A 17,648-nucleotide genomic window follows, 5' to 3' on the forward strand; every position below is an offset into this window, starting at 1 on the left:
CGGACGCCCGTACGGGTACGGGCGTCCGGGCGAGGGTGCGGCCCGACGGGGCCGCAGGCGGCACCGCCGGCGGGGCTGCCTGCGGGGCTACAGGCGGGGGTCCACCGGCTCCGACTCCAGGGCCAGCACGGCGAACACCGCCTCGTGCACGCGCCACAGCGGCTCGCCGTCGGCGAGGCGGGCCAGGGCCTCCGCGCCGAGGGCGAACTCGCGCAGCGCCAGCGACCGCTTGTGGTTCAGGAACCGCTGCCGCAGCCGGGCGAGGTTGTCCGGCCGGGTGTACTCGGGACCGTAGATGATCCGCAGGTACTCGCGGCCGCGGCACTTGATGCCCGGCTGGACCAGCCGCCCCTGCTCGGTGCGCACCAGCGCGCCCAGCGGCTTGACGACCATGCCCTCGCCGCCGCGCCCGGTCATCTCCAGCCACCAGTCGACGCCCGCGCGGACCGACTCCGCATCCGCCGTGTCGACGTAGAGGCGGCGGGTGATCTGGAGCAGGCCGGTGGCGTCGTGGTCCACCAGCCGGTCGATCAGCGCCAGCTGCTCGTCGTGCGGGAGTTCCACGAGGCTGCGGCCCTGTGCGGCCAGGATCTGGAACGGCGCGAGCCGCACGCCGTCCAGTCCCTCGGTGGTCCAGCAGTAGCGCCGGTAGGCGGCCGTGAACGCGGCGGCGTCCTCGGCCCGCTGCCGCTGGCGGCCCAGCAACGCGGAGACGTCCACGCCCCGGGACTCCGCGGCGCTCAGCGCGGCCAGCGCGCCGGGGAAGGCGGCCCCGGCCGCCGCGCCCACCGCCGCGTACTGCCCCCGCAGCAGGCCGGCCGCCTTCAGCGACCACGGCATCAGCTCGGTGTCGAGCAGCAGCCAGTCGGTGCCGAGTTCCGTCCACAGTCCCGCGCCGGTCGCCGCCGTGCGCAGCCGGTCCAGGATCTCCTCGGTGACCTGGGGGTCGTCGAAGAAGGGGCGGCCGGTGCGGGTGTAGACCGAGCCGGTGGGACCGTCCACGCCGAAGCGGCGGCGGGCGGCGTCGGCGTCCCGGCACACCAGGACCACCGCCCGCGAGCCCATGTGCTTCTCCTCGCACACCACCCGCGCGACGCCGTCCTCCCGGTACTGGGCGAACGCCTCCCGCGGGTGCTCCAGATAGCCGTCCACCCCGGAGGTGGCGGTCGGCGCCATGGTGGGCGGCAGATACGGCAGCAGCCGCGGGTCCACCGCGAACCGGCTGATCACCTCCAGGGCCGCCGCCGCGTTCTCCTCGCGCACGGCGACGCGGCCCGCGTGGCGGGTCTCCACCGCCCGGCGCCCGTGCACGTCGGCGAGGTCGAGCGGCCGTCCGTCGTGCCCGCCGGGCGCCGCGGTGCGCAGCGGCTTGACCGGCTCGTACCAGACGCGCTCGGCCGGTACGTCGACCAGCTCGCGCTCCGGCCAGCGCAGCGCGGTCAGCTTGCCGCCGAAGACGGCGCCGGTGTCCAGGCAGATGGTGTTGTTGAGCCAGGTGGCCTCCGGGACGGGGGTGTGGCCGTAGACCACGGCGGCCTTGCCGCGGTAGTCCTCGGCCCACGGGTAGCGCACCGGCAGGCCGAACTCGTCGGTCTCGCCGGTGGTCTCGCCGTACAGCGCGTGCGAGCGGACCCGGCCGGAGGTGCGGCCGTGGTACTTCTCCGGCAGTCCCGCGTGGCAGACCACCAGCCGGCCGCCGTCGAGGACGTAGTGGCTGACCAGGCCGTCGATGAACTCCCGTACCTCCTGCCGGAACTCCTCGCTCTCGCCGGCCATCTGCTCGATGGTCTCGGCCAGTCCGTGGGTGGGCTGGACGGCGCGGCCCTTGAGGTGGCGGCCGTACTTGTTCTCGTGGTTGCCCGGCACGCACAGCGCGTGGCCCGACGTGACCATCGCCATCACCCGGCGCAGTACGCCCGGCGAGTCGGGCCCGCGGTCGACCAGGTCGCCGACGAAGACGGCCGTACGGCCCTCGGGGTGCACACCGTCGACGTAGCCCAGTTTGCCGAGCAGCGCCTCCAGTTCGGCGGAGCAGCCGTGGATGTCGCCGATGATGTCGAACGGGCCGGTGAGGTGGGTGAGGTCGTTGAAGCGCTTCTCGGTGACGACGGTGGCGTGCTCGACCTCCTCGACGCCCCTGAGGACGTGCACCTTGCGGAAGCCCTCCCGCTCCAGGTGGCGCAGGGAACGGCGCAGTTCGCGGACGTGCCGGTTGATCACCCGGCGGGGCAGGTCGGCGCGGTCGGTGCGGGCCGCGTTGCGCTCGGCGCACACCTCCTCGGGCACGTCGAGCACGACGGCGATGGGCAGCACGTCGTACCGCCTGGCCAGCTCGATCAGCTGCTTGCGGGCGTCGGACTGCACGCTGGTGGCGTCGACCACGGTGCGGCGGCCGGCGGCGAGGCGCTTGCCGGCGATGTAGTGCAGCACGTCGAAGGCGTCGCGGCTGGCGCTCTGGTCGTTCTCGTCGTCGCTGACCAGACCGCGGCAGAAGTCTGAGGAGATGACCTCGGTGGGCTTGAAGTGGCGGCGGGCGAAGGTGGACTTGCCCGAGCCGGAGGCCCCGACGAGGACGACGAGGGACAGGTCGGTGACGGGCAGGACGCGCTCCCGCCGGGTGGTGGTCTCGCTCATGCCGCCTTCGCCTCCTTCTCGCTCTCGCCGGCCGTGCCGGTACCACTGGTCTCACCGGCCGTGCCGGTACCGCTGGTTCTGCTGGTCTCGCCGGTGCTGCTGGTCTCGCCGGTGCTGCCGGTCGCGCCGGTCTTCTCGTGGCCGGCCGTGCGGGTGAACACGGCCATCTGGGTGGGCGGGCCCACCTCGGGGTCGTCGGGGCCGACCGGGGCGAACTCCACGGCGTAGCCGTGCCGTTCGGCGACGGCGTCCGCCCAGGCGCGGAACTCGGCGCGGGTCCACTCGAAGCGGTGGTCGCCGTGCCGGACGTGCCCGGCGGGCAGGGACTCCCAGCGGACGTTGTACTCGACGTTCGGGGTGGTCACCACGACCGTGCGGGGGCGGGCGGCGCCGAACACCGCGTACTCCAGGGCGGGCAGCCGGGGCAGGTCGAGGTGCTCGATCACCTCGCTGAGCACCGCGGCGTCGTACCCCTTGAGCCGCTTGTCGGTGTAGACGAGGGAGCCCTGGAGGAGTTTGACGCGCGCGGCCTGCCGCTCGCTCATCCGGTCCAGCTTCAGCCGCCGTCCGGCGATGGTGAGCGCCCGCACCGACACGTCGACGCCGACGATCTCGGTGTACCGCGTGTCCTTGAGCAGTGCCTGCACCAACTGGCCCTCGCCGCAGCCGAGGTCGAGCACCCGGGCCGCGCCGGCCGCCGCCAGCGCGGCGGTGATCGCCTCGCGCCGCCGCACGGCGAGCGGGGTGGGCCGCTCCTCGGTCTCCGCCTCGTCCGCCACCGCGTTGTCGAGTTCGGCGACGTCGCTGTCGTCGGTCTCGGCGAGCCGGACCAGTTCCAGGCGCTCCATCGCCTGCCGGGTCAGCGACCAGCGGCGGGTCAGATAGCGGCTGGTGATCAGCTTCTGCTCCGGGTGGCCGGGCAGCCAGCCCTCGCCCGCCCGCAGCAGCTTGTCGACCTCGTCGGAGGAGACCCAGTAGTGCTTGGCGTCGTCCAGGACGGGGAGCAGGACGTACAGATGGCGCAACGCCGCGGCGAGGGTCAGGGTCTCGGAGTCCAGGGTCAGCCGTACGTAGCGGGAGGCGCCCCACTCGGGGAACTCGGTGTCCAGCGGCACCGGTTCGGCGGCGACCGTCCAGCCGAGCGGCGCGAAGAGCCGCTCGACGAGCGCGGGTCCGCCACGGGCCGGCAGCGCGGGTATCTCGATGTGCAACGGCCGTGGCCGCGCGGTGAGTTCGGGCCTGGCTCGGCACACTCCGCGCATCGCGCTGGAGAAGACGCCGCTCAGCGCGACGGCGAGCAGCGAAGAGGCCGCGTAGGGGCGGTCGTTGACGTACTGCGCGAGTGCCGCGTCGGGGGCTCCGCCCCGGCCCTTGCCCTTGCCCCGCCGCACCAGGGCCACCGCGTCGACCTCCAGCAGCAGCGCCGCCGTGCAGCGCTGTTCGTCCGCCTCCGGGTAGAGGACGTGCGCGGTGCCGTAGGAGGTGGAGAACGCCTGCGCCTTGCCGGGATGCTTGTGCAGCAGGTAGCCGAGGTCGGTCGCGGGGCGGTCGGGTGTGCCGGTGGTGGTGATGGTCAGGAACATGCGGAGGGCCTCTCCGGCCGGTGGACGACGAATGGGTCGCCGTGCGCGCGAGAGCCCCCGAGAACACTCGCCCCGGGGGCTCGGCAGCACGACGCGTCCACCTTGGCACAGGGCTGCTGACCGGCGCGCTTGGTTTTCGGACGGCCCTTCGAAGGGGCCGTCCCGGGCGGCCGCGGCCGCTACGACAGCTGCGACTGCACCTGCGTGGAGATCAGTTCCAGATGGTCCAGGTCGGCGAGGTCGAGGACCTGGAGGTAGATCCGCCGGGAGCCGATCTCGGCGTAGCGGCCGATCTTGTCGACGACCTCGGCCGGGGTGCCGGCCAGGCCGTTGGCGCGCAGCTCGTCCACCTCGCGGCCGATGGCGGCGGCCCGGCGGGCGATCTCCTGCTCGTCACGGCCTACGCAGACCACCAGGGCGTTGGAGTAGACGAGGTCGCCGGGGTCGCGGCCGGCCTCCTGCGCGGCGGCCCGCACCCGGCCGAACTGCCGCTCGCTGTCCTCGATCGAGGCGAACGGGATGTTGAACTCGTCGGCGTACCGGGCGGCGAGCCGCGGGGTGCGGGTCGCGCCGTGCCCGCCGATGAGCACCGGGATCCTGGCCTGCGCGGGCTTGGGCAGCGCGGGCGACTCGGTCAGTTGGTAGTAGGCGCCGCGGAAGTCGAAGGTCTTGCCGACCTCCGTCGCCCACAGCCCGGTGACGATGGCCAGCTGCTCCTCCAGGCGGGCGAACTTCTCCTTCGGGAAGGGGATGCCGTACGCCTTGTGCTCCTCCTCGAACCAGCCCGCGCCCAGGCCCAGCTCGACCCGGCCGCCGGACATCTGGTCGACCTGCGCGACCTGGATGGCGAGCACGCCGGGCAGCCGGAAGGTGCCGGCGGTCATCAGCGTGCCGAGGCGGATGCGCTTGGTCTCGCGGGCGAGGCCCGCGAGGGTGATCCAGGCGTCGGTGGGGCCGGGCAGGCCGTCGGTGTTGCCCATGCTGAGGTAGTGGTCCGAGCGGAAGAAGGCGTCGAACCCGAGGTCCTCGGTGGCCTTGGCCACGGTGAGCAGTGTGTCGTAGGTGGCCCCCTGCTGGGGCTCGGTGAAGATGCGAAGATCCATGTCTCCATCCTGCACCCACCGGCCCCGTCGCCCTTGCCGACGGGTCCGGGGATGCGGGTGTTTCTGCTGGTGGGGGGTGGGGTGAGGGGCGGGGGCAGCCAGGGGTTGCGGTGGGTGTGGTGGGTGTGGTGGGTGGTCGGTGGCGGGCTTGGGGGATGGTGGATGGCGGGCGTGGGGAGTGGTCGGTGGCGGGCGTGGAGGGATGACGCGGGTGTGTGCGGGGGCGGGGGCGGACGGTGGGGGCGTGCGGCCGATCGTGTCGTGCCGGCGGGCGGGGGGCCGTCGCGGGTGGTTCGCTGAGGGGTGAGGGGGCGGGTGAGGGCTGAGGTGACGGTGAGGGAGGTGCGGTGCCGGTGTCCGGTCTGCTGTCGCCGGAGAACGTCTCGGAGGCCACCCGTGCGCTGGACCTGAGCGGTGTCTTCGCCAACGGCATGCTCGGCGGCGTCCTCGCCCGCGAGCGCGACCTGGACCTGTTCGGCTTCCTGGTCATCGGCGTCGTCTCCGGCCTGGGCGGCGGCATCATCCGCGACACCCTGTTGCAGCACGGCACGCCGGTCGCCCTGACCGACTACACGTATCTCACCGTCGCCGTCGCCGGGACCCTGCTGTCCTTCCTGTACGACGTGAGCCGCCACACCTCCGGGCGCGCCTTCAACCTGCTGGACGCCACGGCGCTCAGCGTCTGGGGCGTCGCCGGGGCGCAGAAGACCCTCGCGGTCGGTCTGGGCTGGCTGCCGGCGGTGCTGCTCGGCACCATCACGGCGGTCGGCGGCGGGGCCGTACGGGATCTGCTGCTGGGCGAGATGCCCCGGGTGCTGGGCGGCAGGACCCTGTACGCGACGGTCGCGGCGCTGGCGGGCGCGGTGATGGTGGTGTGCAGCCGGCTCGGCGCGCCCGTCGTCGGCATCCTGGCCGGTGTGGTCACCGGCACGCTGCTGCGGCTGGCCTCGCTGTCCTGGGGGTGGCGGCTGCCGACCCACCGCGACTGGCGGCCGCGGGGCGCCCGGGGCGGGGGCGGCTGAGGCGGGCGGGCGCGCGTCCGTCGGGCCCACGGGATGGCTCGGGCCTCTTGCCGCCGACCCGGCCGCCGTCGACCCGGCCGCCGTCGGCACCGGCGGGACCGCGTCGTCAGCCCGGCTCGCGCTCCGGCAGGGCCGACTGGTCGCGGGCCGCCAGCTTCCGCAGCATCTCGCGGACCCGGTCGCGGGACTCGTCGGCCGCGTCGATGGCCTCCACGCACTGCCAGTACGTCCGCTCGTCCACGGCCGAGCCGGCGACGCCGACCAGGGCGATGCCGACCTCGCCGAGCAGACCGCCGAGGCTGAGCAACGTCCGGCGGGCGTCGCTCAGTTCGGTGAGCTGAGCGGCCAGCAGGTCGTCCGGGTCCAGGTCCGGCGTGTCCAGGACTCCGCAGCCCCGGCCCGCCAGTTCGGTCAACCCCAGTGCCTCGCCGCGCAGTTCGGGTGGTCCGGAGACCGCCAGCCGACTGCCGATCGCCTGCGCCAGGGCCTGCGCCTGCCACACCTCCGTGAGGATGGCGGCGGCGCCGTCGCTCCCCGCCAGGCCACGCCTGCTCGCCAGGATGAGCCGCACCGCGTCCATGCGCTGCCCCCGTCTCTCCCGACATGCTCCTCGCACGTCAGCCCGAACTGCCTTGTTCAGTTCACTACCCAGAGTGAGGGTGACTGAGTCGAAAAGCCAGAGCAAGACGGAAATTCATGGACAACAAATCGGTTTCGACTCAGTGAATGACTACTGAACGTGACGATGCCGGGGTGGTCGCCCCTCCCCGTACCCCTCCGGGCAGGCCGAAACCGGCCCGTACCGGACGCCGTGCCGCCGGCGGGTGCGGTGGGGACGGCTAGGGCCGCTCGCCCGGCTCGGGCCGTTCACCGGGGGCGGGACGGCCGCCCGGGGCGGGACGGCCACCCGGGGCGGGGGCTGCGCCCCGGGCCGAACCGGCGGACCGGGGCGGGAACCGCTGTTCGTTCCGGTCGATCTTCGCGGACAGGGCCGCCAGGGGGTCGATGTCGAGGACCTCGCACAGCTGGAGCAGGTAGGCGAGGACGTCGGCGACCTCGTCGCGGACGCGGAACGCGGTGTCCGGGTCCGCCATGACCCGCGTCGACTCCTCCGGAGTCAGCCACTGGAAGATCTCCACCAGCTCGGAGGCCTCGACGCTGAGCGCGGCGACCAGGTTCTTCGGGGTGTGGTACGGCTGCCAGTCGCGGGCCGCGGCGAACTCGGCCAGCCTGCGCCGCAGCGCCGCCAGGTCCGGCGGGGCGGCGGAGCCGGCGGACGCGGAGTCGTGGTGATCGGTCACGGCACCAGGTCTACCACCCGCGCCGCGGGCTCCTCGCCCAGGAGGCCCCCGTCGCTCACCGCCCCGGCCAGCCGGATGTGCCCCCGCTCGCACATCCGCGCCGCCAGTCCCAGCAGCGCGGCCCGCTGACGCGGGTCCAGGCCCAGGTCGAGACCGTCGACGAGGACCGTGAGCGTCTGGAGGGCCTCCGGCACCTCGCCCGCCGGATCGACCTCCAGTACCCCGGGTCCGGTCAGCAGCACCAACGCCAGTGCGATGTACCGCAGTTCGCCGTCGCCCAGCCGCTCGAACCCGGTGCGCGTCCCGTCCCCGCGATCCAGCACCGCCCGTACCCGCCCCTCGCCCGCCGGTTCGGCGCGGACATCGGCCACCGGCCCGGCGCAGCCGGCCCGCACCGCCTCCACCAGCAGCGCGTGCCGCCGCCCGCACTCGGCGCGGGTGCGCCACAGCACGGCGGCGAGGTTGTCGCAGCCGCGGGTCAGCCGCCCGGCGTCCACGGGAGCGGGCGCGCGCATCCGTCCGGGGCGCGGTGCGCAGACGTACACCGAGCGCAGGGCGACGACCGTCTGCTCGGCCGCGGCGAGGACCTGCCGCTGCCCCTCGGTGCGTCCGGCCACCCGCAGCGGCAGCAGCGCGGTGCCGAGCCGGTCGTCGGGCAGCGCCGCACGGGTCACCGCCGCGGGCCCGCCCGTGTACCAGGATGCCTCGACCGTCCGCCGCCCCGGATCGCGCAGCGCGGTCTCCAGCAGGACGAGGCCTCCCGCGCTCAGCCGCTCCCCCACCACCCGCAGCGTCGGCTCCGCCTGGACGGCGAGGTCCAGCCGCACCGGTCCCCGGGGGCCGTCGACCGTACAGCCGATACGGAAGCCGCGGCGGCGCTGGGCGTCGGGCCGGGCCCCCTCGGGTACGCAGGCCGACGGATCGGGGAACACCTCGTCCAGCGCGGCCCCGCCGGCGAGCCGGGCCAGCGCCTCGTAGGCGCGCAGCGCCGCGGTCTTGCCCGACCCGCTGGGCCCGGCCAGCAGCGTGAGCGGGTCGAACGGGAGACGAAGCCCGCGGTGGCGGGCGAAGGCGGACAGCCGCAGTTCCGTGACGCATGCCCGCTCCGGCCGGGACGGACCCGGCGACGAAGGGGACGGGTCCGGGGACCGGAGCGGGGACGGCATGGTCGGGGAGGCGGGCGTGGCGGGCGCCGGGAACGCGGTCATGTCCGGACCGTAGAACCCCGCGACCAGGGCGAACCGTTCCGCCCGGACCGCCTTCCCACGATCGGGGGACGGCCCCGAGTCCGGCCGCGTCAGCGGGACTTGACGACGCGGGCCCATGAGGACCGGCCCCGGCCCGCCGCGCCGGGCTCACATGCCGGGGACGGCGGCGCTCTCCATCAGCCCGCTCACCTCGGTGCCGGGCGGGGTCAGCAGGAAGACGTTGCGGTCGACCCGGTGCATCCCGCTCGCCAGGCCGAACACAACGCCCGTGCTGAAGTCCAGGATGCGCTTGGCGACCTCGCCCTCGGCGCCCGTGAGGTCCAGCAGCACCGGAATCCCCGCCATCAGCGTCTCGGCGACGTCGCGCGCGTCCGCGAACACGTTGACCCGGAGGACGACGAAGCGGCGGCGCATCTCCGTCGCCGCTTCCGGCAGGGCGCGGTGGTCCACCGCGGACGGCCATGAGTCGCGGCCGCGCAGCGGCACGACCTGGGCGAGCCCTTCCCACTGTTCATCGGTGACATCGTGGCTGTTCACCGGCTCCCCCCGATCTGCCTCGCACTCATCGCCTGCACCAGCCAATTCTTACGCCATGTCACCTGTTCGGCCCAACAGCGACACGTTGGGCGACGAACACGAGGCGAACGTCACGCCCGCCCCCGGACGCCTGCCCCGTCCCCCGGAGGCCATCCCCGCCCCCGGCGAATCCGGCCGGCCTGCGGAGGGACCGGCCGGCGGAGGGACCGGCCGGCGTGCGGACGGGACCGGACGGCCTGCGGACGGAGAACGTGGCCTGCGGACGGAGGGGGCGCCCTGCCGACGGACGGGCGGGCTGCGGACGAGAGGGGCGGGCTGCGGACGGAGGGGGCGGGCAAGGGGTGCGGCGGGAGCCGGGTGCGCGGTGCGGGGATAATCCGTGGGTGAGTCCCCTTCGCCTGCCCGCCCGCCCCGCCCGCCTCGCTCGTCCCGCGTGGGCGGGACGCAACTACACGCTGCTGACCGCCGCCGCCGTCGTGTCCGGCCTCGGCAGTTCCGGTGCGCTGGTGGCGGGGGCCTTCGCGGTGCTCGCCGTCGGGGGCTCGGCGACCGACGTGGGACTGGTGGCGGCCGCCCGGACGGTGCCGTTGATCGTGTTTCTGCTGGTCGGCGGTGCGCTGGCGGACCGGCTGCCCCGGCACCGGGTGATGGTCGCGGCCAACGCGCTCAACTGCGTCTCGCAGGCCCTGTTCGCCGTACTGGTGCTGACCGGCTCGGCACAGGTGTGGCAGATGGCGGCGCTGTCCGCGCTGGGCGGCACCGGTCAGGCGTTCTTCTCCCCCGCCGCCGAGGGGATGGTGCTGGCCACGGTCTCCGGGAGCCGGTCGGGGCGCGCCTTCGCCGTCTTCCGGATGGGGGTGAACGGCGCGGGCATCCTCGGCACCGGGCTCGGCGGCGCGCTGGTCGCGGTGGCCGGGCCGGGGTGGGTGCTGGCGATCGACGCGGCGGCCTTCGCGGTGGCGGGTGCGCTGCGCGCCTTCCTCGACGTGCGCGGGATGCCCGAGCGGCGGGGCGGCGCCGGGCTGTTCGCGGATCTGCGGGACGGCTGGCGCGAGGTGGTCGGCCGTCCCTGGCTGTGGTCGATCGTGCTGCAGTTCTCCGTGGTGAACGCGATGGTCGCGGCGGCCGAGACGGTCTACGGCCCGCTGGTCGCGCGGGAGCGGCTGGGCGGACCGCAGCCCTGGGGGCTCGCGCTGTCCGCCTTCGGGGTGGGCACGGTGCTCGGCGGGCTGCTGATGACCCGCTGGGCGCCGCGGCGGATGCTGCTGGTGGGGGTGCTCGCGGTGCTGCCGCTGGCGCTGCCGTCCGCCGCGCTGGCGGTGCCGGTGCCGGCGCCCGCGCTGGTGGCGGTGATGCTGGCGACCGGGGTGAGCGTCGAGGTGTTCGCGGTGGCGTGGATGTCGGCGCTGCACCAGGAGGTGCCGGAGGAGAAGTTCTCCCGGGTGTCGTCGTACGACTGGCTGGGCTCGATCTCGTTGGTGCCGCTGGCGACGGCGGCGGCCGGTCCGGTGCAGAACGCGGTGGGCCGCCCGGCCGCGCTGTGGGGCTGCTCGGCGCTGGTGCTGCTGCTGACACTTGCGGTGCTGTGCGTCCCGGACGTACGGCGCCTGACCCGCCGTACGGAACCGCCGGAGGCCGGGTACGGTACGGGCCCGGTCATGGAGGCGACGGCGGCGGGGCCGGGCGGGCCGGTCACGTCCGTATGACGTGCCGGACGGGCGACACGTGTGACGCGGCGGCCGGGACCGCGGCGTCACACGTGGGTGTGCTCCGTGAGCGGCACGGGTGTGCCGGGGCGGTCAGTTCGCCGTGCAGGTGACCGTGGGCCAGGTCCAGGAGCCGTTCGTCTGGATGGTCACACCCCAGTTGTTGCCACTGCCGTTCGGCTTCGCCGACAACACCTGCGCACTCGGATAACTCGCGCTCACGTTCCACGTCGCGAGCACCTTCTCCGGCGACGGCACGTTCATCGTCACCGTCCAGTTACTCGACCCGCTCACCGACACGTTCAGGTTGTACCGGTCACCCCACTGCTGCCCCGCCGACAACGTCGCCGTACAACCACCACCCGTACCACCACCGCCACCGCCGGTTCCCCCGCCACCCGTGCCGCCGCCGGTGGGGGCGACCGCGCGGCCGGTCTGCGGGGAGATCATGCCGGCGCACAGGCCCTTGGCCGCCAGCGTCTGCGCGATGCGCGGGATCGCCGCGAGGGTGTTGGCGGGCCACTCGTGCATCAGGATGATCTGGCCGTCGGTGAGCCGGCTGACGGCCTGCACGATCGCGTCGGTGCTCGCGCCGTTCCAGTCCTGCGAGTCGACGTCCCAGATGATCTCGGTCAGACCGTACTTCGCCTCGACCGCCTTGAGCGTCGCGTTGGTCTCCCCGTACGGCGGCCGGAACAGCTTCGGTATGCCGCCGCCCGCGTTCGCGATGGCCTGCTGGGTGCGGGAGATCTCCGAGTCGATCTGCGCCTGGCTCTGCTGGGTGAGATGCGGGTGGGTGTAACTGTGGTCGCCGACCCACATGCCGGCGTCCACCTGCGCCTTGACCTGCGCCGGATAGGCTGCGGCGTACTGGCCCTCGTTGAACATGGTGGCCCGCAGGCCGTTCTGCCTCAGCGCGTTGAGCAGGGCCGGGGTGTGGTCGTTGGACGGGCCGTCGTCGAAGGTCAGCCCGACGTATCCGGTGCAGGCGGCGGCCGCCCGGGGCGCGTCGGCGGTCCTGAGTGCGGGGGCGGTCCGGGGCGCGGGGGCGGCCTGGCTCGGCGTGGCGCCGACGGTGGCGGCGCCGGTCACGGCGAGCGCCGCGACGGCCGCTCTCACGGCCCGGGCACGCGGCGACGGGTGTGCGGTAGCGCGCATGGTAAGGGTCCTCCTTCGCGGGTCGTCGGGGGCGGTCAGTTGGCCGTGCAGGTGACCGTGGGCCAGGTCCAGGAGCCGTTCGTCTGGATGGTCACACCCCAGTTGTTGCCACTGCCGTTCGGCTTCGCCGACAACACCTGCGCACTCGGATAACTCGCGCTCACATTCCACGTCGCGAGCACCTTCTCCGGCGACGGCACGTTCATCGTCACCGTCCAGTCGCTCGACCCGCTCACCGACACGTTCAGGTTGTACCGGTCACTCCACTGCTGCCCCGCCGACAACGTCGCCGTACAACCACCACCCGTACCACCACCGCCACCGCCGGTTCCCCCGCCGCCCGTGCCGCCGCCCGAACCGCCTTCGCTCACCGTGATGTTGGAGTTTCCGCTGCTCTGGTAGCCCTCGGTGGCGAGGATCATGTAGTTGAAGGCGCCGAGGTTCATGCCATGGGAGGCCCAGGCGTCGAAGTGGTTGCCGGTGGTGATGGTGCCGCCGGTCCGCTTGGACTGCCGTACGCTCCAGTACTGGTTGAAGGTCCTGGTGCCCTCGATGGAGGGGGCGTTGACCCGGGTCGTCTCGTAGATGTCGTAGGTGCCGCCGTCGCTGGTGACGGTGCCCTTGTAGGTGCCGGTGGGCCGGTAGGTGCCCCAGTTGTCGACGACGTAGTACTCGACCAGCGGGTTGGTCGTCCAGCCGTACAGCGCCAGGTAGGCGTTGCCGGACGGGTTGAAGCTGCCGGAGTAGCCGACCGCCTTGCGGCCGCCGGTGCTCCAGCCCTTGCCGGCCACGAAGTTGCCGCTGTTGGTCCAGGAGGTGCTGTAGTTGCCGCCGGAGCCGAGGTTCATGGAGGTCGAGCCGCCGCCGTCGGTCCAGAACGAGTAGTAGTAACCGTTGTTGGTGCCGGTCTGGTTCGAGGTGATGACCGTGTCGGCGCTCGCGGCGCCCGGCATCGCCAGGACGGCCAGGGCGAGCAGCGCGACGGCCCAAACGCTCCTGACGAGCAGTCTGAAGCGGCCTTCTTGCGGGTGGTTGAGCCGTACGAGTGCGTTCATGTCCGTGCTTCCTCCTCGTGCGGGCAGGTGGGGGCGGGCAGCACGGCGGGCCCGTGAGGGCGGCGCCGGCGCCAGGAGGTGACGACGACCGAGTGTTGGCCCGCCCCTGTCGGGTGTCAACGGTTTCGGTAATTGTTTCGAAAGCTTCGCGACCCGACGATTCGCTCGAAATGGCGTTACGCGCAGCTCAGTTGGGGCAGGACGGCGAATGCCGGCGCATCACATGGCGCGGTCTCCGATGCCTGGATCATCGGCGCGCTGACGGCTTGCGAATGTTTCGAAGGCGATCCGCGACGGGCTGGTGGAACGTGGGCAGCCGGTGGAACGAGAACAGCCGACGGAACGGGGACCGCCGGTGGGACGACGAGAATGGCCGGTGGAACGAGAACGGCCTCGGTCGACCCCCTTGGAGGGGTCGGCCGAGGCCGGGTGTCGCCGGGACGGTCAGGCAGGGCAGGTTCCGAGGTCCTCCCAGACGCCCCACTCGCCGGTGGTGCCGGGCTTGTCGCCGGTCACCCACCACTTGGCGCGCCAGGTGTGGCCTCCGTAGGAGACGGTGTCGCCGCCGTTGTAGACACGTGCGGGGTCCCAGGCGGCCGCGGTGCAGGTGTCCGAGCCGCCGGTGCCGCCGCCGTCGCCTCCCCCGGTCCCGCCACCGCTGCCGCCGCCGTCACCGCCGCCGCCGATGACGACGTCGACGCAGGAGTAGAAGGCGTTGGCGGTGTCCGCGATGTTCCAGACGGCCAGGACCTTCTGACGGCCGGTGAAGCTCCCGAAGTCCACCTGCTGGCTGACGTCGGCGCCGGGCTGCGCGTTGTGGCCGTCGAACTCGGCGATCTTCTGGCCGCCGATGAAGTACTGCCAGTTGGCGGTGGCGTGCCGGGCGGTGTTGTGCCAGGTGAACGTCGCCGAGGAGCCGACCGGCGTGGCTTTCCAGCCCTTGCTGTCGTCGTCCAGCTCGGCGTACTCCGCGTGGCCTCCGCTGCAGCTGAACAGGCCCTTGGGCCCTTCGACGCTCTGCGGCTCGTACTTGATCTGGCCGCAGGAGACGACGCCCTCGGCGCACTGCTCCTGCCGGCTCGTGGGCAGCGTGACCCAGCCGTGGGCGCTGGCCGAGCTCGCGGGAAGGCTGACGGCGAGCACGGGCGCGGCCAGCGCGCCGATCACACAGGCCACCCGTCTTTTCGTGTTCATGCCATACCACTCTCCTCGATGGACCGGAGCCGGCGCCGCGCGGGAGTCGGCGCTCACACTCCGAAAGAAGGCGCACAGGTCTAGACCTGCCCTGGACTTGGTCTAGACCATACTCGGGGAGCGCACTCGGTCAAGGGGTTGGACAAGGCGAACTGCTCGTACGGGGCGGGGAGATGGGGCTTCAGGGCGCTGAGCGGGCGGTTCGCGGTCAGCCCGCCGCGAGCCGCCCGAGTCTCATCGCACGGGCGACCGCGGCCGTGCGGTCGGAGACGCCGAGTTTGCCGAAGCTACGCGGGTGGCGTCCGCGTGCGCGGCGACGATCCGCCGGGTGGCGTCCACGCCGTCCCCGCCGGGCATCCTCAGGTCCATCGGCACGATGTCGGGCGGCAGCCGCGCGCACAGGGCGACGCCCTCGGGACCGGAGGAGGCGGTGCCGACGACCTCCGGGTCGGGCCGCCCGTCGAGCATGCGGCCCCGGTGGACGGGGTCGCCGGCGCGGTGAGGCCGGTGGACGGGGGACTCGCGGACGTCGGCCAGCGCCTCCTGGGCGGCCCGCGGCGCCACCACCTCGACGGCCGGCGGCAGCGGCCGGGGCGTACCCGTGACATGGACGTCCACGGCGATGCCGAGTTCCTGCGCCAGCCGTTCGCCGAGCCGCCGTACAGCCTCGTCCGGGCTTCCGCCCGCGGCGGCGCCCGCGGAGACGGCGGCTGCTTCCGCGGGTGGAGAAGGCGTACTTGCTGGAGATCGGCGCGTGGGCGCGTCCGGTGGATCGGCTGCCCCGTGCGGGAGGCCTCGTCGCCCTTTCGGGAAGTCCTCGCCTCGGATAGTCCTCGCCCTTTCAGGGAGCCCTTGGCTTTTGCGGGGGGTCCTTGGCTTTTCAGGGGGTCCTCAGGAAGTTCCGTCGTCCTCGTCCTCGTCGTCTGCGGAGCGCTCGGCGAGGGGCGTGAGGAAGGCCGAGGCGACGAGGGCGACGGCGCGGTCGTCGTCGTGGGTCAGCCGGCGCAGGATCTCCCGTACGGACGTCCCCGACAGCTCGACCAGTGCCTGGGTGAGACGGATCCGCGTCGCGGAGTCCGCGGTGGGCGAGGCGAGCCGGCCGGCCAGCGCGGTCAGGACCCGGTCCGCGCACTCGGGGTCCCGGGACAGCAGGCCCAGGGTTTCCGCCGCCTCGACGTCGTGGTCCCCCTCGACCACCATCCCCACGAGCGCGGGAACGGCCGCGGTCTCGCCGCACCTGCCCAGCGCCAGAGCGGCGTGTCCGCGCACCGTCGGGTCCGGGTCCCCGAGCACGTCCGCGAGTGCCGCGGTCGCTCCCGGGGCCTCGGGCATCTCGGCGATCGCCAGCACCGCGCGCCGTCTGATGTCCACGTCCGCCGAGCGCAGTCCGGCGGCCAGTGACGCCACGGCGTCGCCGCCCGACCGGGCGAGCGCCCAGCGCAGGGCGCCGGCGACATGGGGGTCGGACTCGGTCAGGACGGCCCCGGCCAGCAGTTCGGCGGGGACCGGGGCGCCCTCCGGCCGGGCCAGGACCGCCTGCTGCCTGCGGGCGGCGCTGGACGAGTCGAGCCCCTGCATGAGCGCGACGATGCGCAGGACGTCCGGCCAGCCGGCGGGCGCCGACGCGTCTACGGCGCGGAGCAGCCCGAGCAGTTCCCGTTCCCGCTCCAGGCGCTCTTCCGTCCGCCGGACGAGATCGCCGACCAGGGCGGACGCGGAGAAGCCCGGGTCCTCCAGCGCGCGTCCGATCTGCTTGAGCGAGAGGCCGAGGGAACGCAGGCTCTCCACGTGGAAGATCCTGCGGACGTCCCCGGCGGAGTACTCGCGGTAGCCGCCGACGGTGCGGCCGGTCGGCCGCACCAGCCCCAGGGCCTCGTAGTGCCGGAGCATCCGGGGGCTCACCCCCGAGCGACGGGCCACCTCGCCGATCAGCACTCCGCGGTCTCCCCGGTGTTCTCGGCCCGCCGGGCGTTCTCGGTCTTCTCGGCTCGCCCGGTGTTCTCGGCCTTCTGGGTGTTCTCGGCTCGCCCGGCGTTGTCGGCCCTCTCGGCGTTGTCAGCCCTCTCGGCGTTGTCGGCCCGCCCGGATCGCTCCGCCTCCTCGGCCCTCGCGGCCCTCAAATCCCTCACGGCCTCGGACGGCACCGACGGCTCGGTCGGCCCCATGGACTGGATCGACCCCACGGGCTGGGTCGGTTCCACGGGCTGGATCGACCCCACGGGCTGGGTCGGTTCCACGGGCTGGATGGACCCCACGGGCTCGGTCAGCCCCGTGGGCTGGGACGGCCCCGTGGGTTCGCGCCCTCCCCTCGCCTCCGTGGCCCCCATCGGCCCGGCGGTCTCCCCTGCGTCGGCGGTCTCCCCTGCCCCGTCGGCCCCCGGCCCGCCCCCGGTGCCGGTGCCCGCCCCCGCGGCAGCGGCTCGCTCCGGGCCGAGGGCCACCACGCGCTTCGCCTCCTCGACCGCCGCGTCGAAGCCGATCTCCGGGTCCCGGCGGAGCAGTTGGGTGGCGCGGGCGTGGGCGGACACCGCCGGGTCGGGGCTCGCCGCGGCCGTCGCCAGGGCGGTCTCGGCGACATCGCCGAGACCGGCCAGGGCCCGGCTCAGGCTCAGCCGCACCTCACGGTCCCCGCGCCCGAGTTGCCCGGCCAGTTCGCCCGCCAGGTCCTTCTTCTCGTCCTCGGGCGCCAGGGCGACCGCGACACGCCACGCGGTCCGCGCGACCTCGTCGTCGGGGTCGCGCAGCATGGCGTGCGTGATCCAGCCCCAGGCGCGCTCGTCACCGATCTTGGAGAGCGTGTGCAGCGCCTGGCTGCGCGCCTGAGCGCGTTCGGAGCCGAGTTCCCGGCGGAGCCGGGGCAGGGTGGTCTCCGGCGGCAGGCGGGTCAGCGCCCAGGACAGCATGTCCCGTACGAAGAGATCCGGTTCGACGGCGCACCGCTCGACGAGCGGCTCCAGGAGGGCGGGGCCGGGGTTCGAACCGGCCGCCAGGGCCGCCTGGAGCCGGACCGACGGGTCGCCGGCGCTCAGGGCGCCGGCCAGACGGGTGTCGCGCGGGGTTCCGTTTGTCGGATTGATCGAAACCACCTCCTGCCTCCAGGGGACACCTTGTCATCATGTCAAGGTCAAGCCGGTGACCTGCCGGGAC

General features: G+C 73.7%; 15 protein-coding genes. 2 read left to right on the top strand and 13 right to left on the bottom strand.

All coding sequences use genetic code 11. The annotated features are described in order from the left end of the window. Nucleotides 1–87: 87 nt before the first annotated feature. The 3 genes from K7787_RS17080 to K7787_RS17090 form a co-directional block, all read right to left on the bottom strand. Complete coding sequence (locus tag K7787_RS17080; protein WP_223001954.1) at nt 88–2,634, bottom strand: polynucleotide kinase-phosphatase; 2,547 nt, start codon at nt 2,632–2,634, stop codon at nt 88–90. Then, nucleotides 2,631–4,217: a 3' terminal RNA ribose 2'-O-methyltransferase Hen1 gene (locus tag K7787_RS17085; RefSeq protein ID WP_223001956.1), complete on the bottom strand. Its 1,587-nt coding sequence runs from the start codon at nt 4,215–4,217 to the stop codon at nt 2,631–2,633. Before K7787_RS17085 ends, K7787_RS17080 begins: the two co-directional genes overlap by 4 nt. Nucleotides 4,218–4,396: 179 nt before the next feature. After that, nucleotides 4,397–5,320 (bottom strand): LLM class F420-dependent oxidoreductase, encoded by a 924-nt coding sequence (locus K7787_RS17090; RefSeq protein WP_019984128.1) that lies wholly within the window; start codon nt 5,318–5,320, stop codon nt 4,397–4,399. 347 nt (nt 5,321–5,667) lie between these two features. Here K7787_RS17090 and K7787_RS17095 point away from each other — a divergent pair, with 347 nt between their 5' ends. After that, nucleotides 5,668–6,342 (top strand): trimeric intracellular cation channel family protein, encoded by a 675-nt coding sequence (locus tag K7787_RS17095; protein WP_169436471.1) that lies wholly within the window; start codon nt 5,668–5,670, stop codon nt 6,340–6,342. Between the two features lie 106 nt (nt 6,343–6,448). Here the strand turns inward: K7787_RS17095 and K7787_RS17100 are convergent, their stop codons facing one another. The 4 genes from K7787_RS17100 to K7787_RS17115 all read right to left on the bottom strand — a co-directional run bounded on the left by K7787_RS17100 (nt 6,449) and on the right by K7787_RS17115 (nt 9,388). Next, complete coding sequence (locus K7787_RS17100; RefSeq protein WP_223001958.1) at nt 6,449–6,922, bottom strand: DUF6099 family protein; 474 nt, start codon at nt 6,920–6,922, stop codon at nt 6,449–6,451. 259 nt (nt 6,923–7,181) lie between these two features. After that, the gene (locus tag K7787_RS17105) at nt 7,182–7,643 is read right to left on the bottom strand and encodes a nucleotide pyrophosphohydrolase (RefSeq protein WP_223001960.1); all 462 of its coding nucleotides are present in this window, start codon (nt 7,641–7,643) and stop codon (nt 7,182–7,184) included. Beyond that, nucleotides 7,640–8,851 carry an AAA family ATPase gene (locus K7787_RS17110; protein WP_223001962.1) on the bottom strand — a complete coding sequence of 404 codons (1,212 nt, stop codon included), beginning with the start codon at nt 8,849–8,851 and terminating at the stop codon, nt 7,640–7,642. Before K7787_RS17110 ends, K7787_RS17105 begins: the two co-directional genes overlap by 4 nt. 147 nt (nt 8,852–8,998) lie before the next feature. After that, nucleotides 8,999–9,388: a cell division protein SepF gene (locus K7787_RS17115; protein ID WP_009191194.1), complete on the bottom strand. Its 390-nt coding sequence runs from the start codon at nt 9,386–9,388 to the stop codon at nt 8,999–9,001. Nucleotides 9,389–9,771: 383 nt separating this feature from the next. Between K7787_RS17115 and K7787_RS17120 the strand changes: the two genes are divergently transcribed. After that, nucleotides 9,772–11,094, top strand: coding sequence for an MFS transporter (locus K7787_RS17120; protein WP_223001964.1), 1,323 nt, complete (start codon nt 9,772–9,774; stop codon nt 11,092–11,094). 93 nt (nt 11,095–11,187) lie between these two features. Here the strand turns inward: K7787_RS17120 and K7787_RS17125 are convergent, their stop codons facing one another. The 6 genes from K7787_RS17125 to K7787_RS32450 all read right to left on the bottom strand — a co-directional run bounded on the left by K7787_RS17125 (nt 11,188) and on the right by K7787_RS32450 (nt 17,587). Then, nucleotides 11,188–12,252 (bottom strand): polysaccharide deacetylase family protein, encoded by a 1,065-nt coding sequence (locus tag K7787_RS17125; RefSeq protein WP_223001966.1) that lies wholly within the window; start codon nt 12,250–12,252, stop codon nt 11,188–11,190. A 35-nt stretch (nt 12,253–12,287) separates the two neighbouring features. Further along, nucleotides 12,288–13,307 (bottom strand): endo-1,4-beta-xylanase XynA, encoded by a 1,020-nt coding sequence (xynA, locus tag K7787_RS17130; protein ID WP_223001968.1) that lies wholly within the window; start codon nt 13,305–13,307, stop codon nt 12,288–12,290. A gap of 444 nt (nt 13,308–13,751) precedes the next feature. Next, entirely contained in the window at nt 13,752–14,501 is a 750-nt protein-coding gene (locus K7787_RS17135; RefSeq protein ID WP_027758452.1) for a lytic polysaccharide monooxygenase, read from the bottom strand. Between the two features lie 234 nt (nt 14,502–14,735). Then, nucleotides 14,736–15,119, bottom strand: coding sequence for a response regulator (locus K7787_RS32280; RefSeq protein ID WP_308036376.1), 384 nt, complete (start codon nt 15,117–15,119; stop codon nt 14,736–14,738). Between the two features lie 273 nt (nt 15,120–15,392). Beyond that, complete coding sequence (locus K7787_RS17145; RefSeq protein WP_223001970.1) at nt 15,393–16,436, bottom strand: MerR family transcriptional regulator; 1,044 nt, start codon at nt 16,434–16,436, stop codon at nt 15,393–15,395. Continuing rightward, a complete protein-coding gene (locus tag K7787_RS32450; protein WP_223001972.1) occupies nt 16,430–17,587 on the bottom strand; it encodes a HEAT repeat domain-containing protein in 1,158 nt (385 codons plus the stop codon). Before K7787_RS32450 ends, K7787_RS17145 begins: the two co-directional genes overlap by 7 nt. Nucleotides 17,588–17,648 lie beyond the last annotated feature (61 nt).

The organism is Streptomyces sennicomposti (genome assembly GCF_019890635.1).
GTDB lineage: Bacteria > Actinomycetota > Actinomycetes > Streptomycetales > Streptomycetaceae > Streptomyces > Streptomyces sennicomposti.

Bases quoted from the DNA above. Each gene is read 5' to 3' on its own strand.
- K7787_RS17085 (WP_223001956.1), bottom strand. From the start codon at position 4,217: ATGTTCCTGACCATCACCACCACCGGCACACCCGACCGCCCCGCGACC.
- K7787_RS17080 (WP_223001954.1), bottom strand. From the start codon at position 2,634: ATGAGCGAGACCACCACCCGGCGGGAGCGCGTCCTGCCCGTCACCGAC.
- K7787_RS17110 (WP_223001962.1), bottom strand. From the start codon at position 8,851: ATGACCGCGTTCCCGGCGCCCGCCACGCCCGCCTCCCCGACCATGCCG.
- K7787_RS17090 (WP_019984128.1), bottom strand. From the start codon at position 5,320: ATGGATCTTCGCATCTTCACCGAGCCCCAGCAGGGGGCCACCTACGAC.
- K7787_RS17125 (WP_223001966.1), bottom strand. From the start codon at position 12,252: ATGCGCGCTACCGCACACCCGTCGCCGCGTGCCCGGGCCGTGAGAGCG.
- K7787_RS17100 (WP_223001958.1), bottom strand. From the start codon at position 6,922: ATGGACGCGGTGCGGCTCATCCTGGCGAGCAGGCGTGGCCTGGCGGGG.
- xynA (WP_223001968.1), bottom strand. From the start codon at position 13,307: ATGAACGCACTCGTACGGCTCAACCACCCGCAAGAAGGCCGCTTCAGA.
- K7787_RS17135 (WP_027758452.1), bottom strand. From the start codon at position 14,501: ATGAACACGAAAAGACGGGTGGCCTGTGTGATCGGCGCGCTGGCCGCG.